We start from the raw sequence: 22,284 nt of genomic DNA on the forward strand, positions 1-22,284 counted from the left end.
AGGCCTTCGTCAAGTGGGGTCAATACCCCTTCCATCACCGAGATTCGCGGGGTTGCCGCCCTCTTGACCGCTCTGTCGGCGAGGGCTAGCTTCCCGTCCGTCGTCCGGCATCTTGTGAATCAATTCATCTCCGCCGGACCGTCAAGTTCCCTGCTGTGGCTGCTGAGCGGCCGAGTATCGGAGGGGTGACATGGGCAGGACCGCGCCGCCCGGCGCCGACCGTGTGCCGGTCCTCGCGCTGAGAGGGGTGAGCAAGTCCTTCGGCAGCGTGCGCGCACTGCGTGGTGTGCACCTCGACCTGCACGCGGGGCGTAGCCACGCCCTCGCGGGGGAGAACGGCGCGGGCAAGTCCACACTGATCAAGATCCTCGCCGGTGTGCACGCACCCGACAGTGGCGAGGTGTTGTTCGACGGATCGCCCACCGCCTTCCACGGGCCGGCCGGAGCGCGGGACGCGGGCATCGCCGTCATCCATCAGGAACCGACGCTCTTCGGCGACCTGTCCATCGCCGAGAACATCTTCATGGGCCGCCAGCCCCGCCGCTCCCTGGGGCGCATCGACCGCGCCGCCACCCGCGAGGCGACCACCGTGCTGATGGACCGGCTGGGTGTGGACCTCCACCCCGACCGCGCCGCCCGCGGCCTGTCCATCGCCGACCAGCAACTCGTCGAGATCGCCAAGGCGCTCTCCTTCGACGCCCGGGTACTGGTCATGGACGAACCCACAGCGGCGCTCACCCGCCGGGAGACGGCGCGGCTCTTCTCCGTGGTCGAGGCCCTGCGCGCCGCGGGAGCCGCGGTGCTGTTCATCTCCCACCGGCTCGGTGAGATCTTCGAACTGTGCTCGCACGTCACCACGCTCCGGGACGGCGAACCGGTCGCCACCGAACCGCTGGCCGACCTCACCGAGGACGCGCTCGTCCGCCGCATGGTCGGCCGGGAACTGGAGCATCTCTACCCCGAACGCCGGGCCCGCAGCGGTGAGGTCGCGCTCGCGGTGCGCGGGCTGACCCGCGAGGGCGTCTTCCGGAACGTCTCCTTCGAGGTGCGCGAAGGCGAGATCGTCGCCTTGGCGGGACTCGTCGGCGCGGGCCGCAGCGAGGTCGCGCAAGCGGTCTTCGGCGTCGACCGCCCCGACGCGGGCGAGGTCCGGGTGGCCGGAACGCCGCTGCGCGCCGGATCGCCCACCGCCGCCATGCGGGCCGGAATGGCTCTGGTACCCGAGGACCGCAGACAGCGCGGACTGGTGAGGGAAGCCTCCATCGAACGCAACATCGGACTCACCGGTCTCGGCAGCCTCGGCCCGGCCGGACTCGTCCGCCGCTCCGCCGAGCGCGCCCGCGCCGAGGACTGGGGAGAGCGACTGCGGCTGAAGTACGACCGCCTCTCCGACTCCGCGAACGTACTCTCCGGCGGCAACCAGCAGAAGGTCGTCCTCGCCAAATGGCTGGCCACCCGCCCAAGGGTCCTCGTCGTCGACGAGCCCACCCGCGGCATCGACGTCGGCACCAAGGCCGAGGTGCACCGGCTGCTCGCCGCGCTGGCCGCCGACGGACTCGCCATCCTGATGGTCTCCTCGGACCTGCCCGAGGTCCTCGGCATGGCCGACCGCGTTCTCGTCATGCGGGAGGGCCGCCTCGTCACCGACATCCCCCGGGACCGTGCGGACGAGGAGACGGTGCTGGCCGCTGCCGCCGGACGGGTCAGGACGGACCGTGCGGCGCCGGAGCCGGAGAGCGCGGTGCCGGCGCCGGACAGTACGGCGCGGGGGCCGGACGGCGCGCCGAGGGCGCCGGGACCGGGAGGACCGCGGGCCCCCAAGGACCCACGCACCGACGCGGGGCCGCGACGGCGGCAAGGAGGCACCCCGTGAGCACCACGCTGCCGCCCGCCGCCCCCTCACGTGCCGCACCCGAGCCCGCCGGAGGCTCCAGCGCCGAAACGCTCCTGCGCGTCCGCGAGTACAGCATCGGCGGGGTCCTCCTCCTGCTGATCCTCGTCACCTGGCTGGTCAACCCGGCCTTCCTCGACCGGCAGGGTGTCAAGGACCTGCTGCTCAACTCCGCCATCCTGGTGCTGCTGGCCACCGGGCAGTCCGTCGTCGTCCTCACCCGCAACATCGACCTGTCCGTCGGGTCCGTCGTCGGCCTGACCGCCTTCGCCTGCGGGTCGTTCGTCTCCGGGACCGACCACGGCCCCCTCTCCCTCGTCCTGCTCGGCATCGCCCTCGGTGCCGCCTGCGGGCTCCTGAGCGGTGCCCTGGTCAGCTTCGGCAGAGTGCCCGCGCTGGTCGTCACCCTGGGCATGCTCTACGTCATCCAGGGTGTCGACCACGCCTGGGCGCACGGGGAGCAGATCAACGCCGCCACCGTCCCCGACTCCGTACTCACCCTGGGCAGCGGCAGCGTGCTCGGCATCCCCTGGCTGCCGCTGCTGTCCGCGCTGGTGCTGGCCGCGACCGGCTACTTCCTGCGGACCTACCGCAGCGGCCGGGAGCTGTACGCCATCGGATCCAATCCCGAGGCGGCGCGCCTGGCGGGCATCCCGGTCCGCCGCCGGGTGCTGGCCGCCTACGTCTTCTCCGGCGCCGTCGCCGGATTCGCGGGCGCACTGTGGCTGGCGCGCTTCGGCACCGTCGTCGCCGACGCGGCCAACGGCTGGGAACTCACCGTCGTCAGCGCCGTCGTCGTCGGCGGCATCGCCATCACCGGGGGAGTGGGCACCGTCTGGGGCGCGGCGCTGGGCGCGCTGCTGCTGACCACCATCGGCAGCGCCCTGGTCGTGCTGAAAGTCGATTCCTTCTGGGAGCAGGCCATCACCGGCGCGCTGCTGCTCGCCGCCATCAGCACCGACCGGGTGGTGCGCAGCCGCAGCACCCGTGCGCTCAGGAAGAGGAGGCGGCAGTGAACGCACCACCGGCCCCGACAGCGCAGCGGCGGCCCGCCCCCTCCGGAGGCCGTACCGGAGCCGGCCGCGGACCGGGCGGTCTGCTGCGCTGGGACGCGGCCGTCGGCGCGCTGCTGGTCGCCGCGTTCCTGGTGGGCACCGGCACCACCCCGGGCTTCTCCGAAGCGGCCAACCTGTCCGCGGCCCTCGACGACACCGCCGAGATCGCCCTGCTGGCACTGCCGATGACCCTCCTGGTGGTCGCCGGGCAGGTCGACCTGTCCGTCGCCTCGATGCTCGGGCTCTCCAGTGCGCTGGCGGGTGCGCTGTGGGACGCAGGCTGGGCCTTCGAAACGCTCGTGCCGCTGTGCCTGCTCGCCGGGCTGGCCGGCGGACTGCTCAACGGCTGGCTCGTCACCCGCGTCGGGCTGCCCTCCCTGGCCGTCACCATCGGTACCCTCACCCTCTACCGTGGCCTGGCCTCCGTGGTGCTGGGCGACAAGGCCGTCGCCGACTTCCCCGAGAGCTATGCCCGCTGGGCGCGCAGCAGCGAGACCGTGCCCGGGACCTTCGTGCCGTATCCGCTGGCACTCTTCGCGCTGCTGGCCGTCCTGGCGGCCGTCGTACTGCACTGCACGGGCTTCGGCCGAGCGCTGTTCGCCGTCGGAGCCCAGGAGGACGCCGCCCACTACGCCGGAGTGCGGGTCGAGCGCCTCAAGCTGATCCTCTTCGCGGTCAGCGGCCTGGTGGCGTCCTTCGCCGGAATCGTCTACACCCTCCGCTACGGCAGCGCGCGTGCCGACAACGGGCTGGGACTGGAACTGACGGTCGTGGCAGCCGTTCTGCTGGGAGGGGTGGACTTCGACGGCGGCAAGGGCACGCTCGGCGGAGCGGTGGCGGGCGTGCTGCTCATCGGCGTCCTGCGCAACCTGCTGACCCTGAACGACGTCTCGCACGAGATCCAAGTTATCGTCACTGGCGCGCTGTTGATCATCTCCGTGCTCACCCCCCGCGCGGTCTCGGTGCTCACCACCCGCAGGCAACGCCGTACGGCCGCCGCCGGACCTCCCGAAACGGTGGCCGACGCGGCGCCGGACACATCAGCGCCACCACCTGAGCTTCGCTAGCCCCCGCAGCCGTACCGCAGCTCCCGCAGTCTCCCGAAAGGCCACGCCCATGCGCTCGCACCCCCGCTCCCGCGCCCTCGCCCTCACCGCGACGGTCTGCGCCCTGACCGTCACCGTCGCGGGCTGCTCCGGTACGACCAAGAGCGACGCGGAGGACGACGCGAAGGACACGGCGCAGAACGCCGAGGCGAGTCCGGACGCGCCGCTGAAGAAAGGTCTCAAGCTCGCCTTCCTGCCCAAGCAGATCAACAACCCCTACATGACGGTGGTCGACAAGGGCGGTATCGAGGCGGCCGAGGAGTTCGGTGGCAAGGGCAAGGAGGTGGGCCCCTCCGACGCGAAGGCGTCCTCGCAGGTGAGCTACATCAACACGCTCACCCGGCAGCGCCAGGACGCCATCCTGCTCGCCGCCAACGACCCCAACGCGGTGTGCGGGCCGCTGAAGGCCGCCATGAAACAGGACGTCAAGATCGTCACATACGACTCGGACGCGGGTGAGGACTGCCGTCACCTGTTCGTCAACCAGGCCGGCTCCGAGGACATCGGCCGGGGCCTGGTCAAGGACATGGCCGAACAGCTCAACTACAAGGGCGACATCGCGATCCTCTCGGCGACCCAGAACGCCACCAACCAGAACACCTGGATCAAGATCATGAAAGACGAGCTGAGCAAGCCCAAGTACAAGAACATGAAGCTCGTCAAGACCGCCTACGGCGACGACGTCGACCAGAAGTCCTTCCAGGAGACCCAGGGCCTCCTCAAGGCCTACCCGGACCTGAAGGGCATCATCTCCCCCACCACGGTCGGCCTGGCGGCCGCGGCCCGCTACGTCAGCGGATCCAAGTACAAGGGCAAGGTCACCCTCGGGGGCCTGGGCACGCCCAACCAGATGCGCAAGTACATCAAGAACGGCACCCTCGAGCAGTTCTCCCTGTGGGACGCCTCCAAACTCGGCTACCTGGGCGCCTACGCCGCCGCTGCCCTCTCCTCCGGACAGATCACCGGGAAGGAGGGCGAGAAGTTCACCGCGGGGAAGCTGGGGGAGTACACCATCGGCAAGGACGGCGAGGTCGTCCTCGGGCCCCCGACGGTCTTCGACAGCGGGAACATCGACGACTTCGACTTCTGAGAGGATCGGGCCGAGGGGACGCGGGACAGCGGAGCGTCCGACCTGCGAGCAGCCGGCCGGACCGGCGGGGAGGGGCTGAGGCCGGTGCGGCGGGAGCGGGGCGCGCGGCCGGGGACCACCAGGGTGCCCGCGTGAGCCGGACAGTCGGGATCAAGGAGGTCGCCCGCGCGGCCGGGGTCTCCGTCGGCACGGTCTCCAACGTCATCAACCGGCCCGCGATGGTGGCCGAGGAGACCCGTCTGCGCGTGCAGACCGCCATCGAACGCCTCGGCTACGTACGCAGCGAGGCGGCCCGCCATCTGCGCGCGGGACGCAGCCGCATCATCGCCCTGCTGGTCCTCGACATGGCCAACCCGTTCTTCGTCGACGTCGCCGCGGGCGCGGAGCGCGCCGCCCGCGCCGCCGGGCTCGGCGTCATGCTCTGCAACAGCGCCCAGAGCCCCGCCGAGGAGGCCGAGTACCTGGCCCTCTTCGCCGAGCAGCGGGTCCGCGGCGTCCTGATCACCCCGACCGGTACTACCGGAGAGAACCTGACCGCCTTCCAGCGGCACGGCATCCCGTACGTCTCCGTCGACCGCGTGGCGCCCAGCGCCGAGGGCTGCTCGGTCTCCGTCGACGATGTCCGGGGCGCCGGACTGGCCGTGCGCCATCTGCTGGAGAGCGGTCACCGCGACCTCGCCCACGTCAGCGGACCGATGCAGCTGAGCCAGTGCCGCGATCGCCGCACCGGCGCCACCCGGGCCCTGCGCGGCTCCGGCGCGCGGCTGCGGCACATCGAGGGCTCCCGGATGGACGTGGCGACCGGCCGGGACGCCGGAGCCCGGCTGCTGGGCATGTCGCCGCGCCCCACTGCCGTCTTCTGCGCCAACGACCTGATGGCACTCGGCGTGCTGCAGGCCCTGTACGCCGCCGGCGTCTCCGTGCCCGAGGAGATCGCGCTGGTGGGGTACGACGACATCGAGTTCGCCGCCGCGGCGGCCGTCCCCCTCACCTCCGTGCGGCAACCCGCCTACCGCATGGGCAGGGCAGCCGCCGACCTGCTCATCGAGGAGACCGGCGAGGCCGCCGCCGGCCATACACACCAGCGCATCGTGCTCCAGCCGGAACTGGTCGTACGGGCCTCCACCCTCCCGCGCGGCTGACTCCCGGTCCGCTGCGTACCGGCCCCCTCCCCCTCCCGCGGACCACCTCGGGCGGCGGGGTCCACCGCCGGGGCGGGGCCCGGGGCACTGCGGCGAACGGCTTCGCAGGGCCTCTCACAGCGCGGCGGGGCTGACCGCCGGAACCTTCCGATCGAGCTCCGCCAGCAGGGCCCGGATGTCCCGCACGGCCGACCGGCCGGCCCGGTTGGCGCCGATCGTACTGGCGGAGGGACCGTAGCCGACCAGATGGACCCGCCGATCCCGGGAGACCCGCGTCCCCTCCAGCCGGATGCCGCCACCGGGCTCGCGCAGGCGCAGCGGAGCGAGATGATCGATGACCGGACGGAAGCCGGTGGCCCACAGCACCGTGTCCGCGGGTGCCCGGCCGCCGTCCGCCCAGGCGACTCCGTCCCCGGTCAGCCGGGCGAACATCGGGTGCCGCTCCAGCACACCGCTCTCCCGCGCGCGGCGCACCTGCTCGGTCATCGGCAGTCCGGTCACCGACACCACGCTGCGCGGCGGAAGGCCCTCCCGCACCCGCTCCTCGACCAGTGCCACGGCGGCCCGGCCCGCCTCCTCACCGAAGGAGTCGGAGCGGAAGCGGGGCGGCCGCCGGGTCACCCACAGCGTCTCCCGCGCGACCTCGGCGATCTCCAGCAGATGCTGCACCGCGGACGTCCCGCCGCCGACGACGACCACCCGGCGGTCCACGAAGGCGTCCGACCCCGGGCCCGGGTACTGCGCCGTGTGCAACTGGCGGCCCCGGAAGAGCTCCTGTCCGGGCACCCGGGGCCAGAAGGGGCGGTCCCAGGTGCCGGTGGCGTTGATGACGGCCCGTGCCGTCCAGTCGCCCTGCGAGGTTCGTACCAGCAGCCGTCCACCCCACCCCGCCTCCCGCACCTCGCGGACATCCACCGGGCGCCGCACCCGCAGCGCGAAGGCCCGCTCGTAGGCGGCGAAGTACTCCCCGACCACCTCCGAGGACGGCCGCCCGGGATCGGCGCCGGTCAGCTCCATGCCGGGCAGCGCGTGCATGCCGTGGACGCGGCCGTACGTCAGCGTCGGCCACCGGAACTGCCACGCCCCGCCCGGCGCGGGCGAGTGATCCAGCACCACGAAGTCCGCACCGGGCTCGAACCCGGCCCGCCGCAGGTGATAGGCGCTGGAGAGTCCCGCCTGCCCGGCCCCGACGACCACGACCGCCACGTCATTCATGCCTCTGCGAACCGTCCGGCCCCCCGAAACCTTCCCGCACGCGCGTGCGGGGCCGCCCCCCCGCCCGAACGGCGCGCCCGACGGGCCCGTCCCCCCGGCACGGTGCGGCGCGCCGATCCGACGTCGGGCATGCGCGGACGGGCCACGAGAGCGGTCCGCTTTGAGAAGATCGACTCATGGCTGAGCGCTTCACGACACGCGAGATCGAAGTCCGGACCGGCTCGCAGGAGGTGGTCCAGGACCTGACGCAGCGGTGCGGCTCCTTCCTGCGGGACGTCGCCGAGGGCCGCGACGGCCTGCTGAACGTCTTCACGCCCCACGCCACCGCGGGTGTGGCACTGCTGGAGACCGGAGCCGGCAGCGACGACGACCTGCTGGCCGCCCTCCGCGACCTCCTCCCCGCCGACGACCGCTGGCGCCACCGCCACGGCACCCCCGGCCACGGCCGCGACCACGTGCTCCCCGCCCTCGTCCCCCCGCACGCCACGCTGCCCGTCGTCGCGGGACAGCTGGCCCTGGGCACCTGGCAGTCCGTGTGCCTGGTGGACACCAACGTCGACAATCCGGACCGGAAGGTGCGGTTGAGCTTCCTGGGGTGAGCCCGGGCAGGTGGTCCCTGCAGGACATGGTTCGGTTGCCGGCTCTCGCGGGCTCGCGGGAACACGGCTGCAGCGCCGGGGTTCGCCGCGCCGGTGTGCTGGGTGGGCCGATACCGGCGAGGTCGCGCCTGCCCAGGCGCAGACCCGTGCCACGCCATCGAGGCCCCCAACATCCCGCAGATCCCGCGTTCCTGGTGCGGACGCGGAGGCCGAACCACGGCACCGCTGGACAGCCGTCCGGGTCTACGCCCTCGTGGGCTCGATGATGCCCGACGAAGCGCTGAAGGCGTTGGCTGAAGCGGCTCGTACCGGGGACGACGAGCAGGAGGCGGAGCACATCGCCGAGTCCCGCACTGCTGCTGAGCGACGAATCGGCACAGGTGCGCAGCCGGGTGGTGCACGGACTGCTCGAACTCCTCCGGGGGAGCCGTCCAGCCGCCAACTGGCGCTGCGCGCCTTCGTCGGCTCCGCCGAGGACCGTAAGCGCCTCGAGCACATGCTCGGGACGCTCCGCGGCCGACGCGGGGGCGGTCCGCCCGACGTCGCAGGCCGTCTGATGACCATGCTGCGGGGCGCCGCGGCGCCACCTGCGGCCGCGAGCCCCGCAGTTCCGATGACCACTGAGTGAGGGGAAATCGACCGTGGCGGACCTCCGCCGCGAGGTAGAGCTGACCTGGCAGGTCTCCCGGCCGCAGCAGTTCGTGGCCAGCGGGGAACGGGATGCGCGTGTGGGTGGCGGGCAGCCGTCCCGCCCTGCGCCTCGAATGAGGTCGCGGGGCGCGACATGCGTCGGGGCCGTCAGGTGGGAAACAACTGCTACCCGGTGAGTTCGTTGACAGCGGCGTTCACCACCGGCCGGCGGGCGGATCAGCGCAATCCGGCGAAGAGATCGTCCTCGGGTACGGGCGCGCCGGTGGTGTCCTTGACACGTACGAAGGTCTCCATGCCCATCAACTCACCGAAGCGCTCCTTGCCCATCTTGAGGAAGAAGATGTTCTCGCCCTGACTGGCGTGCGCGGCCAGCGCATCGAACTTCTGACCGCTGACGGGGGTGGTGTCTACCCATGTGGTGATCTCATCGTCGGGGAGGCCGATCTCGGCCATCGCGGCGGCCTCGGCAGGATCCGGCTCCGGCATGTCCTCATGAAACTCGCGCATGGTCTCCTCGAACCGCTGCATCATCGAGCGAGGCATCGTCGTCCAGTACACCTTCGGGGTCAGCTCGGTCATCTCCAGCGCCGCCATGGTGATGCGGTGCGCCTGGATGTGGTCGGGGTGGCCGTAGAAACCGTTCTCGTCGTAGGTGACGACCACATCGGGCCGGTAGTGCCGCATGAGTTCCGCAAGTCGGGCGGCGCCCTCCTCCACAGGGGTCTGCCAGAAGGATCCGGGGGTGTCGTTGCTCGGCCAGCCGATCATCCCGGAGTCGGCATAGTCCAGCGTCTCCAGATCGCTGACCTTCAGGATGTCGCAGCTCGCCTCGAGTTCTTGGCGGCGCATCCTGGCGACGGCCGCCGGATCGTGCCCGGGATCGCCCGGCTTGACACCCTCCGGTCCGTCACCGCAACCGCCGTCGGTACACGTCACGAGAACCGTGCGGATGCCTTCTGATGCGTAGCGCGCGAGGATCCCTCCGGTCCCGGTGGCCTCGTCGTCGGGGTGGGCGTGTACAGCCATGAGCGTCAAGGGTCGGTCGGTCATGAATGGCTCCTCCTGCGGAAAATGTCTGGTCCGAGTGCGCGGTGGGCGTGCCGCGTCCCTGGGGACCGGATCCTGGCGGGGCGGACCGCCTTGTGGTCTCTGTGTTCCTCGCCCACGGCGCCGGTCCTTCGGCCGGTGCAACCGTGCCGGCCGGGCCGGATGTTCCCGGCGCGGCCGTTTGGCCCTTCCAGCTGTCGGCGTTGCATCAAGACCTGCAGCCTCCGGAGCGCTGCCGGCGCAGTGGGAGCGCACGCAGAAACAGGTTCAGGTACCTACCGAATCCCGTAAGCGCCACACCTGATGTTGGGACTGCTGCATGGTCTGGTGACATCCTGATCTGGCTTGCTCGTGCGGTGGCCTGGAAGGATGTAGCTGTGCCAGTTCCCTGCCCTCAAGAGTTTCGTGACGACGTCGTCCGCGTGGCCGGCAACTGTGAGAAGGCGTCACTCTCGCGAAGATCGCGAAGGGCTTGGGCGTCCATGAGATGACCTGTCGAAGTGGATGCGTCAGGCGAAGGTCGAGGACGGCGAGGAGCCCGGCGTCACCGGGTCGGAGTCGGCCGGGAACCGTGAGCGGAAGAAGCGCGTCCGGCTGCTGGAGCAGGAGAACCAAGTCCTGCGCCGAGCTGCCGCGTATCTGTCGCAGGCTCACCTGCCGGCAAAAGGCTCTACCCGCTCGTGAGAGAGTTCGCCGCCGACGGGATCTCCGTCGCGGTCGCGTGCCGGTCCTCACCAAGGAGGAGAAGGTTGTCGCAGCGGGGAAGCCGGTTCCGGTCGATGCCATGGGCGAGGGCGGTGCCCATGCCATGACAATCATCGGGCAGGAGGGCGGCAGGCTGCAGGTATACAACCCTGGGGCACGACCACCTGGGTCAGTGAGAACGACTTCATCAACGGCCATTTGGACAAGGCCGCAAGCAAAGGGCTCAACAATGCGTACAGTGTCTACCTCCCGGACTGGCAAGGCGGGTGCGGGAGGCGTCGCCATGGCCGCTGCCCTCGCGCTCGTCGCCGGGTGCGGGTCGGGCGCCGACGAGCCGACCCGCCACCCCACCGGGGACACCAGCATCACCGCCGAGGTCGGGGAGCGCTTCACCCTCACCGTCAACGAGAATGCCTCCACCCGGGAGCACTGGTTCCTGGCCGGCCCCGAGCCCGACAGGGCGGTGGTCCGCAGCCGTGGCCGGCACATCGAGTCGGACTCCGACAGCGAGCCGCCTCCCGGCTCCAGCAGCGACCTCGCCTTCACGTTCGAGGCCACCGGGAAGGGCCGTACCCGGATCGTGCTGACGCACTGCCTGGCCACCACCACGTGCCCACCCGACGGCCGCACCCAGGGCCCGACGGCACAGCCCCTGTCCGCACCCGAGCGCGTCACCTACACCGTCACCGTCAGCTGACCTCGGCGGAGGAGACAGCACAGGCCGATGATGAACCCCACCTGGCCCGCGCCGCCGAGCTGCCCGAGCCCCTTCCGCACCCGAGGCCGCGGACGCCGTGGGTGACTGGCTGCGCGCCGGTGCCGATCTCGCGGGCGGCGTGGACGCCGACGACCTCGACGTCCACCGGAGGTCGGCGAAAGCGCGGGCCCGGGGTGAGTGCGATAGCGGACACCTGGTGTGCCAGGGTGCCGGTATGGCGTGGAATGGCGAGGAGTACCAGGCCCGGTTCGACAGGATCGCCGCGGAGGGCGGGGATGTGCATGGCGAAGCCGTGTTGGTGCGTTCCCTGGGGCCGTCCAGCGTCCTCGACGCGGGGTGCGGCACGGGCAGGGTGGCGATCGAGCTGGCGCGGCACGGGATCGACGTGGTGGGGGTGGACCTCGACTCCTCGATGCTGGCCACGGCCCGGCATCTCGCCCCCGACATCCCCTGGCACCTGAGCGACCTGGCCGGGCTGGACCTCGGAAGATCCTTCGACGTGGTGGTGATGGCGGGCAACGTCCCCCTGTTCACTCCGCCGGGAACCGAGCCGGACCTGGTCGCCGGCGTGGCGGCACACGTCCGGCCGGGAGGCCGTCTGGTGGCGGGCTTCTCCCTGGACCGCGGCTACGCCCTGGACGATTACGACGCGCACTGCGCCGCGGCGGGCCTCGCCCTCGAGATGCGCTACGCGACCTGGTCCCGCGAGCCCTACGCCGGTGGGGCGTACGCGGTCTCGGTTCATCACAGGCCCTGACCGCCAGTCACATCTTCCAGCTCGCTGCCGACGCGAGGAGTGAGGTGGTGAGTGCGCGCGGATATGCTCGCCACCCGGTATCGGTGGCGCTTCGGCCCGAATGTCCGGCAGTCGCACCAGCACCTCCCTCAGCTTCGAATGCCTCTTACCGACGAGCCGCCGACACGCGCTGCAATCGGTGGTAGCTCCAGCCCAGGAGCGCGAAGAGCACGATGCCGGAGACGATCAGGCTTCCCCCGGTGCTCCAGCCACCGAACGGCAGCTGCGGCACCAGTCCCCAGGCCACGCCGGCGCCGATCAGCCCGAGACCGACCAGCGTCGAGCCGGCGATCCGCCATCTGGACGACACGCTTTCCTCGGCGGCCTGCAGGGCGCGGATCCGCACCGGTTCCACGCGGTGACGCAGGGCGGGGACGGCTCGGGCGAGCAGCACCATGCCGGCGAACACCAGCAGCAGTCCGGGGCCGGGAAGAACGAGCAGGACGAGACCCACGGCGATCAGCACCCCGCCGGCGAGGGCGCATACGGCGCGCAGCACAGGATGCAGGTTGTTGTCCGTCACGTCGTCTCCCGTTCCTGTCGCCGTGTGGGCCCTCCGGCCCTGATCCGCGCCCGGCCCGTGGGGCCCCTTCGGCCCTGATCCGCGCCCGGCCGGGTACGGCAGGATCGTGGTCCCGGTGGAGCCTCCAGGCGCCGGGCCACTCGCTCCCGTCGCCGTCCGCCGTCGCCGTCCGCCGTCGCCGTCGCCGTCGCCGTCGCCGTCGCCGTCGCCGTCGCCGTCGCCGTCGGCCTCGCCCCGCGTCGCGGCCGAGGGCTCGCCCGACCAGGGTTGGCCGCGGCACGGGCGGGGAGCCGGTACCACGCCAACGGGTCACCCGCATGGCGGGAGGTGAACCGTCTCGGCGCGGTGCGGACGCGGCACGAGGAGAACCAGGGGCGCCGGGCTGCGGTGACCGCCTGCGCCCATCCCGCGGCGTGGTGGCGCCGGTCTTGGAGGACCATGACCACAGCGGCGGGGCATCCCGTTCCCTTGACGGATGATCGACTTCCAGCCGCACCAACAGCCCCTCAAGCAGCGGTAGTTCGCTGTCGTGGTGGAGCCGTGAGGAGCGGTGGGTGAGCCGCGGGTGGACCCGGTCCCATGCCTGGGTTTCGGCCTTGCCGCTGTTGGCGGTGTCCGTGACCGTAGTGATCGCGGGCTCGGGCCATGTCTCCGGCTTGGCGAAGCGGAACTCCGGGCCGTGTTCGGGCGGCCGGCCGTTCACGCCGTGCATCCGCGGTGGTTTCGGCAGCCGCATCACGGGGTCGGAGCGGACCGGGCCGACCAGCTCGACCGGCAGGTCGCGCAGGACCCAGGCCAGGCGGGTGACGTCGTGGCCCGCGTCGCTGACGATCACGATGTCCGGGTCTCCGGCCTGCCACTGACCAGCGGTGATGAGCCGTTCAACGACTGCCCGGAGCCGGTCGGCGGTGCTGGCGGTCGCGTCGTCCGCAGGGCCGAGCCGGACCGCGTCCAGGATCGCGGTCCAGGACGTGGCCCCCGGCCCCAGCACGGCCACGAAGGAGTAGGCCCGCCCCCACGTCAGCTGAACCGCAGAGCCAGAGATCAAGTCCGAGCGGCGTTCGGACGCCTTTTGTGCAGTTCAGGCGGCAACCAGTGAGGCATGGATCCGGCTGACGGCACGCACGACCTCGTCTCGGTTCTTCGCGCGCTTGATCCATACCGGGAGGCGGGCTACCAACGTCATCGTCTGTCCGGTGTCGTACCAGGGGGCTCGTTCGCGCAGCGATGCTTGGACGAAACGGTGGATCAGGTCGAGATGTTCGAGGTTGTAGGCCCACAACCACCCATGCCGGGTCTCGATCTGGAGCCACAGCGGCACACCGAAATACGGATCCGTCGCGGGTTGAGCGGTGCCACGGGAGAGCGTGGCATGACGACCGCTCCACACCCGTGACAGTCCGCAGCTACCGCAGATCAGACGTCGCGGCCTGAAAAGCATCCGCCCGATGGGCTCGGAGTCTTCAGGCGCTGGAACGACCCGCGCGGCCTTCTCGCAATTCGGGCATCGCACCGTGATCGAACTGATGAAGTCGTACTCGGTACTGCTCGGATCGCGGAACCGACCGGAGAACAAGGCCATCTGGCGAGTATGCAACTGCACCGCAGACCAGCGCATCCCGATTCGGCTGATCACACCCAGGGCCGTCGGTCAACCTGCCAGGAGCAGGACGAAGGTCGAAGAACAAGCTAAGCGCCCTCGGCGCCGACCGCGGACACCACCGGGAGGTTCGCGGCGCGGCGGGTCGAGGGCAGGGTGGCCAGTGCGGTCAGGGCGGCGGTCAGGGCCAGGGACAGAGCGAGCTGGAGCCAGGGGATGCGGGGCTCGGCTCCGGGCTGGGTCGCCACGGCGGTCAGCGCTGTCGCGGTGCCGGCGGCCAGGCCGAGGAACGCGCCCAGAGCGCAGATCAGCAGGGCCTCCAGCCGGATCACCGAGGCGACGCCGCGGCGATTCATGCCGAGCGCGCGCAGTACGCCGATCTCGCGGGTACGTTCGCGCACGGACATCGCCATGGTGCCGACCACGCCGAGGGCGCCGATCAGGACGGCGACGCTGAGCAGGGCAGTGGCGAGGGTCAGCAGCGTCCCGTACGGACGGGCCGCTTCGCGGGCGGCGTCGGCGCGGTTCTGGACCAGGAGCGCGGGGTTGTCGAGCGTGTCCCGGATCCGGTCGCGGAGCGCGTCCGCGCGGCCCGGTGCCGCCCGTACCAGGATCTCGTCCGGCCGCTCGCCGGGACGTGCCGCGGAGAGCGGGACCAGCGCCGGGCCGAGCCGCTCGGGTCCGTCGTAGACGGCGACGACGCGGCGGTCACCGAGGGGCGAACCGACCCGCAGGCCGCGCGAGTCGGCCTCGGCGCGGCTGAGGGCGATCCCGTCGCGGCCGAGGCGGTCCAGGTGTCCGGCCGCGACCGTGAGCCCCGCCGCACGGCCCACCGTCCGCGGATCGACGGCGACTGCACCGAGTTCGCGTCCGGCGCCCAGTGCGACACCGGTGGGGACCGTGGGCGTGACGGCCTCGGCCCCGGGGATGCGCGCGACGCGGCCTGCCGTGCCGTCACCGATCTCGGCGAAGTCGACGGGGACCACGCGCAGATCGGATGCCACGGCGCGGGCCGCGTCCCGCTCCGCCATGCCGCTCAGCGAGGCGGCACCGACAGCGGCCGCGGTGACGAGTGCGAGGCCGACCATGAGTGCCGAGGCCGTGGCGGCCGTGCGCCGCGGATTGCGGCGGGCGTTCTCGACCGCGAGCGTGCCGCGCACACCCGCGAGGCGACGCAGCGGGCCGCGCACCAGCGTGCCCAGGCCGACGGCGAGCCACGGGGTGAGGAGCGTCAGCCCCGTCATCAGGACGGCCGCGGCGACCGTCACCATGTCGAGGTCGGGGGTGTCGCCGAGATACCACAGGAGCAGCGCGCCGAACGCGGTCACGCAGCAGCCGGTGATGTTGCGGCGGCGCAGCGCGGCCGGCGTGGGCGGCTCGTCCGTCCTGAGCGCGGCCATGGGCGCGACGGCAGCGGCCCTGCGCGCCGGGACGTACGCCGCGAGCGCGGTCACGCCGACGCCGACGGCGAGCGCTGCCGACCCGGCGGGGAGGGAGATGAGGGACAACGGTGCCTCCACGGCTCCCTCGCCGACCGGAAAGCATGCGTTCAGCGCCGTGGCGAGAGCCGCCCCGAGCGGGTAGCCGGCGGCTGACGCGGCGGTGCCCACGAGCAGCGCCTCGCCGAGGACGAGCCGCAGCACGTGGCCGCGGGTGGCGCCCACGACCCGGAGCAGGGCGTGCTCGCGTGCCCGCGCGGCGGTGAGCATGGCGAAGGTGTTGGCGACGAGGAAGCCCGCGACGAGGAGCACGACGGCGGCGAAGCTCAGCAGCAGGCCGGTCGTCTTGTCCCCCTGGGCGCTCGCGCCTGCGGCGGACCGGGCCCGGGCCTCGGAGCGGGCGACGGCCTCGGCCCCCTGCGGCAGGAGCTTCCGCGCGCGGGCCGCGAGCCGCGCCTCGCCGGTGCCGGGCGCCGCCGTCAGGGAGATCGCGGTCAGGCCGAACCGGCGGCGTGCGGTGGCCTCGTCGAACGCCGTCAGCGTGCCGCCGGAGGCGACGCGGGCGTCGCGCGCCGTGAAGAGTCCGACGAGCCGTACATCGCGCGCCTCACCCCGCACGACGACGCGTACCCGGTCGCCGACCCGGTAGCCCGCGCGTTCGGCGGCCCGCCGGTCCAGGGCGATCTCCCCGGCAGCCCGTGGACCCCGGCCTGCGGCGAGCGGATAGCGCGGATCCGAACCACTCCTGTCCGGCACGTAGCCGACGCCGGCGCTGTCGGTGCGGGAGCCGACGAGTGTGCCGTCCCGCCCGGCGACGAACGTGCTGCCCTCTGCCACCGGGCGGACCCGGGCGGCCCCGGGCAGGGCCCGCAGCCGCGGCAGCAGTCCGGGATCGAGACCGCCGGCATCCGGCCCGGTCGGCCCCGCAACCCCCTGCTCCGGGGTGATGGTGACCGATGCGTCGGGCGGTGTGACGCGCCTGGCGCGTTCGACCCCGGTCCTGACCGAGTCGCCGTACAGCAGCGCGCCGGTGACGATGGCGACACCGAGCACGACGGCGAGAGCGGGCAGCGCGAAGCGGGACGCGTGCGCCGACAGGGAGCGCAGCGGACGGGCCGCGGTGCGGGGGAGGCGTGGGGCAGCGGGCATGGGGGCCTCGTCGGGACGGGGCGGACAGCGGACGGCTCGATCCTGCGGTGTCCCGCCCCGCTCGCGGATCGGCCGTCCAGCCGACCCGGCGGCCCGGCCAGGCTCCCCGCTCGTCCGAAAGACTGAGGTGGGCGCGGTGGACCGGCTCTAACGTGAGGCGGCATGATCCCTGCTCCTCCGCTTCGCACCCCGCTTCGCCGGGTACTGGCCGCCGTGGCGGCGGCCGCGGTGCTCGCCCTGCTCCTCGCCGAGGGCGCGGCCACCGGATACGCGCCCACGGCAGCCGCGACCGTCGTCACGGGTGCGCTGTGCGCGGGGGCGCTCGTCGTCCCGGTGGGCCGCTTCCCCGCGGTCGCGGCGGTCGCCGTGGCGGCGTCCGCGGCGCTGTCCCTGGTCACCATGCGGCTCTCCCAGCGGCCCGAGGTCACCCCGGGCGCTGCGGAGATGGCGGCGCTGCTGCTGCTCGTCACCCGGACCGTCCGGCGAACCCGCCCGGCACTCGCGGCGGGCCTCGTGGCGGGGAGTGCACTCGCCGCCGCGCTGCTGCCGCTGCGGCTGCCGCGGGCTGAGTACGAGAACGTGATCCAACTCGGCGAACCCGTGATCTTCTTCGTGCTCCTGCTGGCGCTCGTGCTCGGCCTCTACCTGCGGCTGCTCGACACCTTCCGCAGTCGCGAGCGGGAAGCCGACCGGCAGACCCAGCGGCTGGAGTACGCGCGGGAGCTGCACGACTTCGTGGCGCACCACGTCACGGCGATCGTCGCGCAGACCAAAGCCGTGCGGTACGCCACCGCGCAGGGCCACGCACCCGCGACCGATGACCTGGACCGCATGATGGCGGGCATCGAGCGTGCGGGCTCCCAGGCGATCGAGTCCATGCGCGGCATGGTCTCGGTGCTCCGGGCACCCGGCGAGGGCCCGGCCGCGGTCCGGCCGACCGGGGACCTGGACGGCGCGCTGCGCGCCCTCACCGAGGAGTTCACCGCCGCGGGCCCGGCCACCGCCGTGCTCCTCCTGGCGCCCGAGTTGCGAGGGCCCGGGCATGAGCTTCCGCCGGGCCCGGCCACCGCAGTGCACCGGGTCGTGCGGGAGTCGCTGACCAACGTCCGCAAGCACGGTGCGGGGGTACGGCAGGTGACCGTGGAAGTGCGCTCGTCGCCGGAGGGCGCGCTCACCGTGTCCGTCACCGACGACGGCCGTGCCTCGCCGCACGCCGCGGTGCGGACCGCTCGGCCGGACCCGGTGGAGAGCACCGGAACCTCCGACGGCTCGGGGTTCGGCCTGACGGGGCTGGCCGAGCGGGTCGAGGCGCTGGGCGGTACCTTCACCGCCGGCCCGGCGGGGGACGGTGCGGCGGGCTGGCGGGTGACGGCCCGGCTGCCTCTGGGATCATGGGCGGGGTGAACAGTGGGACGACGATCCGCGTACTCCTCGCGGACGACCAGGAGATGGTCAGGGCAGCCTTCCGGATGATCCTCGACGCGCAGCCCGACATCGTGGTCGTCGCGGAGGCCCCGGACGGCGCGACGGCGGTCGCGGAGGCGCGCCGCCTGCGTCCCGACGTGTGCCTGCTCGACATCCGGATGCCGGAGATGGACGGTCTGGAGGCCACTCGGCAGCTCGCCGGGCCCGACGTCCGGGACCCGCTGAAGGTGCTGATCGCCACCACCTTCGACCTCGACGAGTACGTCTACCGGGCGCTGCGGAACGGCGCCTGCGGATTCCTGCTCAAGGACGGTTCGCCCGCGCTCCTCGCCGAGGCCGTGCGCGCGGCGGCGCGGGGCGACTCGATGATCTCCCCGTCCGTCACGGTGCGGCTCCTCCGTCACATGACGCCTCCCCCCTCCGCGCCTTCGCCGCACCCAGCCTCCGCCGCTCCCTCGCCCGTCTCCACGGCGTGTCCCGTCGAACCGCTGACAGAACGGGAGCTGGACGTCGTGCGGCTGGTGGCACGCGGGCGCACGAACGAGGAGGTCGCGGCGGAGCTGTACGTCACCCTCTCGACGGTCAAGACGCACCTGGGCAACGTCCAGCGCAAGCTGGCGGCCCGCAACCGCGTGGAGATCGCGGCGTGGGCCTGGGAGTCGGGGCTCTGCGGCTGAACCCTCTCCCGCGCGCCCGCGGCCCCTTCGTGCCGGTGCGGTTCGTCCCGGCCAGGCGTCCGCGGCCGGGGCGACCGCCGCGCAGTGTCCGGCCGCGGTGATGGCGGGCCGCCCCGGCTCGTCCGGGGCCCGGCCACGCCTCTGCAGGCCGCTGGTGGTGAGGTCCCTTCGGACTCCGCCCAGCTGTTTCGGACACGCCTCGGGCGGTGCGCGGCGGGTTCCCCCGGGGGGATGTGGTCGGTGCGCGGGGCGTGCGACGCGCGGGCGGCCCCGGTGCGGGTTACTGCAGGGCCAGTTCGGGTGTGGTGTTCCAGTAGGAGACGGTGGAACTCTCGCCGAGGGCGAGGCCCGCGCCCTCCGGAGCGCTGACCTTGGCGGTGGAGCCGGTGCCGTGCAGGGAGCGGTCGGCCAGTTCGACGGTGATCTGCTTCTCGCGGTGCGTGCCGGCGCCGTCACCCTTCTCCAGACCGAGCGCGGCATAGCCGGACTCGCCCGGCTCCAGGGAGACCACCGCCTGGGGCTTTCCGCCACCGACGGCGATCGGCGCCTGCGCACCGGGGTAGCCCACGAACGGGTAGCCGTACAGGTCGCAGCGGGTGCTGCCGTTGTTGGTCGCCTTGAGCAGCACCACCGGCGCGCTTCCTCCGGCCCGCTGGAGGCCGACGGAGACCTTGCCCACCGTGCAGGTGGAGCGCTTGGCGCGTGGGTTCGCGGCTCCGGAGCCCGTGCCCGCGCTGTTGCTTCCGCCGCCGCCCTCGCCGCTGGCGCCCTGGCCGCTGGTGCCGCCGGTGTCCGCGGAGTCGGCGCCTGCCGGGCCGGAGTCCTTTGCGCCGGTCGATTCCGTGCCGTGCGCCGCGGAGTCGTTCGTCCCCGTGGAGGAGCCGGCAGCACCGTCGTCGGTGTCGTCTCCCTGGCAGGCGGTCAGCGAGAGCGCCGCGGCCGCGGCGACGGCGGCGAGGCCGGAGGTCCGGAGGGTGCGGCGGGTACGGCGAGCGGTGTTCATCTGGTTCCCCCTGAGCGGCTGAGCGTCGAATACGGTCCGCGCTGCCCCTGGTGGGCGGCGCATGCCGCCATCCTGCGATGCGGCCAGCTCGTTCCGGATCAGCTGTTCGGCCGATCCGATGGGCCGTCAACCGCCCCTGGTCAGCCGAAAGTTCGAGGCGGGCCGGACATGGGATCCGGACGCCGCCAGCTCTGTGCCCCTTCGTCGCAGAGGGATCGTGGGAGGTATGTGCGGCAGGGGCACGGGCGCCGGAGGCGGCCGCAAGAGGCCGCGTTCGCGGATCGGAGGACCTTGCGCGGAGCCTCCGCCGGACCAGACCACTGGCACATGCGAACCGGTTCACGCATCTCCAGTGGCCCTCGAGCGAGGTGATTCGCACATCCGACTACCTCGGGGGTGCGGGGCCGGCGCCGCAGAGATGCTGCGCCATCGCAGGTCACATGGTGTTCTCTCGCTGTCGAAGCACGCGCGGGTCGGCTTCGGCCGGTACTCAAACTCCAAAGCTTGCGCACAAATTGCACACACCCCCTCTTCAGGTGGCCCCTGATGGTCTACATTGACCGTGCTTCAGATGTTTGGACACGGGGCGACAAATGGTGATCTAACGGTCCGATGTTTCGGGCAGCCGTTGGTCGTATCCCGGTCCCGACACAGGGGCGCTCGGCTCCGGGATCCCCGGCCGGGACTGCGGGTGTGGGGAGCATCCGAGGGTTCCGCGGGGTCCTGTGCCACCAGGGAGTCGGGTGGGGAGAGGGGGGTACGCCACCGCTCGGAGTTGTGTGCACGTACGGCCGCGACGGCGGGAGTACGTGCGCCCGGGCGGGAGCGTTCCCGGGGGAAAGGAACAGCGCGGCGCGGGGGGCGGGCGTCTCCCGGGGAACAGTGATGGGCGAACTGGTCGAACCACTGGCGAGCTGGGGGATTCTGTGCGGCAGGGGGAATTGGTCGACCCGTTACCGTCGACGCTCGGGCGTCCGGCGGAGGGGGCAGTCAGCCGGCCCGCGAGCGACTGGGAGCAGCGGTACCGCCGTACCGTGATCACCAGCGACACCGTGGTGACCGCCTTTGTGGTGGCGGCGATCGGCATCTTCTTCGGGGCCCGGGACGCGGCCAACTGGCACGAGAAATGGAGCATCCTCGCGCTCGGCACCGAACTGCTGGTGCTGGGAGCGCTCGCGGTGAGCCGGGCCTGGGCTCCGGCCGTGCTCGGCCAGGGCGCCGAGGAATTCCGCCGGCTCGGACGCTCGCTGTTCACGGCGGTCGTCGTACTGGCGCTCGGTGGGATAGCCCTGACCTCGCGCAACATCAAACTCTGGATATTCGTCGCGGTCCCCGCGATCGCGCTGCTCACCATGATCGCGCGGTATCTGCTGCGGCTCTCGCTGCACAGGCAGCGGATGGCGGGACGATGCCTGCGGCCGGTGCTGGCCGCCGGGAGCCCGGCCACCGTGCGCGATCTGATATCCCGGGTCCGCAAGTTCCCGCACCTCGGCTGGCGGGTGGAGGCGGTGTGCACTCCGGACGGACTCGGACTGCACGGTGACCATCTGGACGGAGTGCCCGTCGTCGGCCGGCTGGCCGACCTCGCGGGCCACGTCCGCCGGGACGGCTACCGCGTGGTCGCGGTCACACCGGACCCGCACTGGTCACCGGAGCAGTTGCAGCGGCTGGCCTGGAATCTGGAGGGCAGCGACGCCGAGATGGTCGTGGCCCCGGTGTTGATGGAGGTGGCGGGCCCGCGGCTGCACGTCGACGCGGTGCTCGGGATACCGCTGTTACGGGTCAGCATGCCGACCTTCACCGGGGGCCGCCGGGCCGTCAAAGAGGTCGTCGACAAGATGGGCGCGACGCTCCTGCTGGTGCTGTGCGCGCCACTGATGGTGCTCGTCGGGCTCCTGGTGCTGGCGGAAAGCCGCGGCGGCGCGTTCTACCGGCAGCGCAGAGTCGGCAAGGACGGCCGGGAGTTCACCATACTGAAGTTCCGCACCATGGTCGCCGGAGCCGACCGGGCACGCGCCGAGCTGGCCGACCGCAACGAGGGCGCCGGGCTGCTGTTCAAACTCCGCCGGGATCCACGGGTGACCCGGGTGGGAGCGGTGCTGCGCCGGTACTCGATCGACGAACTCCCGCAGCTGTTCAACGTACTTGCCGGATCCATGTCGCTCGTCGGACCGCGGCCTCCGCTGCCGGAGGAGTCCGCCGCCTACGACCCGGACATCCGGCGGCGGCTGCTGGTCAAGCCCGGGCTCACCGGCCTGTGGCAGATCAGCGGACGCAGCGATCTGCCGTGGGAGGAGGCGGTTCGCCTCGACCTGCGGTACGTGGAGGACTGGTCGCTGGCCCTGGACACGGTGATCTTGTGGAAGACGCTGCGCGTGGTGCTCCACGGGCAGGGGGCCTACTGATGCGCGGCGGCCGTCGTCCGGCCGACGTGCGCAACGCAGGCCGCAGGG

The 22,284-nt window shown here is 72.3% G+C and carries 19 protein-coding genes and 1 pseudogene; 13 read left to right on the forward strand and 7 right to left on the reverse strand.

Going from position 1 to position 22,284, the window contains the following annotated elements; translation table 11 throughout:
* The first annotated feature begins 190 nt into the window (after positions 1–190).
* From ACFYNS_RS12640 to ACFYNS_RS12660, 5 genes are all read left to right on the forward strand, one after another.
* Positions 191–1,873 (forward strand): sugar ABC transporter ATP-binding protein, encoded by a 1,683-nt coding sequence (locus ACFYNS_RS12640; RefSeq protein WP_360289407.1) that lies wholly within the window; start codon positions 191–193, stop codon positions 1,871–1,873.
* Positions 1,870–2,907: an ABC transporter permease gene (locus ACFYNS_RS12645; RefSeq protein WP_388602498.1), complete on the forward strand. Its 1,038-nt coding sequence runs from the start codon at positions 1,870–1,872 to the stop codon at positions 2,905–2,907. The genes ACFYNS_RS12640 and ACFYNS_RS12645 overlap by 4 nt, the downstream gene beginning before the upstream one ends.
* Positions 2,904–4,013: an ABC transporter permease gene (locus tag ACFYNS_RS12650; RefSeq protein WP_388602501.1), complete on the forward strand. Its 1,110-nt coding sequence runs from the start codon at positions 2,904–2,906 to the stop codon at positions 4,011–4,013. The genes ACFYNS_RS12645 and ACFYNS_RS12650 overlap by 4 nt, the downstream gene beginning before the upstream one ends.
* A gap of 49 nt (positions 4,014–4,062) precedes the next feature.
* Positions 4,063–5,142, forward strand: a complete 1,080-nt coding sequence (rhaS, locus tag ACFYNS_RS12655; RefSeq protein ID WP_360289405.1) for a rhamnose ABC transporter substrate-binding protein — start codon at positions 4,063–4,065, stop codon at positions 5,140–5,142.
* A 131-nt stretch (positions 5,143–5,273) separates the two neighbouring features.
* Entirely contained in the window at positions 5,274–6,284 is a 1,011-nt protein-coding gene (locus ACFYNS_RS12660; protein ID WP_360289403.1) for a LacI family DNA-binding transcriptional regulator, read from the forward strand.
* Between the two features lie 114 nt (positions 6,285–6,398).
* Here ACFYNS_RS12660 and ACFYNS_RS12665 read toward each other — a convergent pair whose 3' ends face one another.
* Positions 6,399–7,499 carry an NAD(P)-binding domain-containing protein gene (locus ACFYNS_RS12665; protein WP_388602503.1) on the reverse strand — a complete coding sequence of 367 codons (1,101 nt, stop codon included), beginning with the start codon at positions 7,497–7,499 and terminating at the stop codon, positions 6,399–6,401.
* 176 nt (positions 7,500–7,675) lie between these two features.
* On the opposite strand from ACFYNS_RS12665, the gene ACFYNS_RS12670 reads away from it, so the two are divergent.
* Positions 7,676–8,098, forward strand: a complete 423-nt coding sequence (locus ACFYNS_RS12670) for a YjbQ family protein (RefSeq protein ID WP_360289399.1) — start codon at positions 7,676–7,678, stop codon at positions 8,096–8,098.
* A gap of 262 nt (positions 8,099–8,360) precedes the next feature.
* Positions 8,361–8,726 (forward strand): hypothetical protein, encoded by a 366-nt coding sequence (locus ACFYNS_RS12675; RefSeq protein ID WP_360289397.1) that lies wholly within the window; start codon positions 8,361–8,363, stop codon positions 8,724–8,726.
* Positions 8,727–8,965: 239 nt separating this feature from the next.
* Here ACFYNS_RS12675 and ACFYNS_RS12680 read toward each other — a convergent pair whose 3' ends face one another.
* Positions 8,966–9,799, reverse strand: coding sequence for a PIG-L family deacetylase (locus ACFYNS_RS12680; protein WP_360289395.1), 834 nt, complete (start codon positions 9,797–9,799; stop codon positions 8,966–8,968).
* Between the two features lie 501 nt (positions 9,800–10,300).
* Between ACFYNS_RS12680 and ACFYNS_RS12685 the strand changes: the two genes are divergently transcribed.
* The 3 genes from ACFYNS_RS12685 to ACFYNS_RS12695 all read left to right on the forward strand — a co-directional run bounded on the left by ACFYNS_RS12685 (position 10,301) and on the right by ACFYNS_RS12695 (position 11,976).
* Complete coding sequence (locus tag ACFYNS_RS12685) at positions 10,301–10,480, forward strand: hypothetical protein (protein WP_388602505.1); 180 nt, start codon at positions 10,301–10,303, stop codon at positions 10,478–10,480.
* Positions 10,481–10,739: 259 nt separating this feature from the next.
* Entirely contained in the window at positions 10,740–11,198 is a 459-nt protein-coding gene (locus ACFYNS_RS12690) for a protease inhibitor I42 family protein (protein ID WP_388602507.1), read from the forward strand.
* 235 nt (positions 11,199–11,433) lie between these two features.
* Positions 11,434–11,976, forward strand: coding sequence for a class I SAM-dependent DNA methyltransferase (locus tag ACFYNS_RS12695; RefSeq protein WP_388602509.1), 543 nt, complete (start codon positions 11,434–11,436; stop codon positions 11,974–11,976).
* A 145-nt stretch (positions 11,977–12,121) separates the two neighbouring features.
* On the opposite strand, the gene ACFYNS_RS12700 is transcribed toward ACFYNS_RS12695, so the two are convergent.
* The 4 genes and pseudogenes from ACFYNS_RS12700 to ACFYNS_RS12715 all read right to left on the reverse strand — a co-directional run bounded on the left by ACFYNS_RS12700 (position 12,122) and on the right by ACFYNS_RS12715 (position 16,726).
* Positions 12,122–12,523, reverse strand: coding sequence for a PGPGW domain-containing protein (locus ACFYNS_RS12700; RefSeq protein WP_388602650.1), 402 nt, complete (start codon positions 12,521–12,523; stop codon positions 12,122–12,124).
* A gap of 433 nt (positions 12,524–12,956) precedes the next feature.
* A pseudogene (locus ACFYNS_RS12705) lies at positions 12,957–13,574 on the reverse strand (transposase); the annotation flags it as partial.
* Positions 13,575–13,619: 45 nt separating this feature from the next.
* Positions 13,620–14,120 carry a hypothetical protein gene (locus tag ACFYNS_RS12710; RefSeq protein ID WP_388602511.1) on the reverse strand — a complete coding sequence of 167 codons (501 nt, stop codon included), beginning with the start codon at positions 14,118–14,120 and terminating at the stop codon, positions 13,620–13,622.
* A gap of 107 nt (positions 14,121–14,227) precedes the next feature.
* Positions 14,228–16,726 (reverse strand): FtsX-like permease family protein, encoded by a 2,499-nt coding sequence (locus ACFYNS_RS12715; protein WP_388602513.1) that lies wholly within the window; start codon positions 16,724–16,726, stop codon positions 14,228–14,230.
* Between the two features lie 162 nt (positions 16,727–16,888).
* Between ACFYNS_RS12715 and ACFYNS_RS12720 the strand changes: the two genes are divergently transcribed.
* On the forward strand, positions 16,889–18,130 hold the full coding sequence (locus ACFYNS_RS12720) for an ATP-binding protein (RefSeq protein ID WP_360289383.1): 1,242 nt from the start codon (positions 16,889–16,891) through the stop codon (positions 18,128–18,130).
* A gap of 44 nt (positions 18,131–18,174) precedes the next feature.
* The gene (locus ACFYNS_RS12725; RefSeq protein WP_388602652.1) at positions 18,175–18,828 is read left to right on the forward strand and encodes a response regulator; all 654 of its coding nucleotides are present in this window, start codon (positions 18,175–18,177) and stop codon (positions 18,826–18,828) included.
* Positions 18,829–19,108: 280 nt separating this feature from the next.
* Here ACFYNS_RS12725 and ACFYNS_RS12730 read toward each other — a convergent pair whose 3' ends face one another.
* A complete protein-coding gene (locus tag ACFYNS_RS12730; protein WP_388602515.1) occupies positions 19,109–19,831 on the reverse strand; it encodes a DUF4232 domain-containing protein in 723 nt (240 codons plus the stop codon).
* A 926-nt stretch (positions 19,832–20,757) separates the two neighbouring features.
* On the opposite strand from ACFYNS_RS12730, the gene ACFYNS_RS12735 reads away from it, so the two are divergent.
* Positions 20,758–22,236, forward strand: a complete 1,479-nt coding sequence (locus ACFYNS_RS12735; protein WP_360289377.1) for a sugar transferase — start codon at positions 20,758–20,760, stop codon at positions 22,234–22,236.
* The last annotated feature ends 48 nt before the right edge of the window (positions 22,237–22,284 follow it).

Origin of the sequence: Streptomyces sp. NPDC006925 (assembly GCF_042869575.1) — a bacterium.
Taxonomy (GTDB): domain Bacteria; phylum Actinomycetota; class Actinomycetes; order Streptomycetales; family Streptomycetaceae; genus Streptomyces.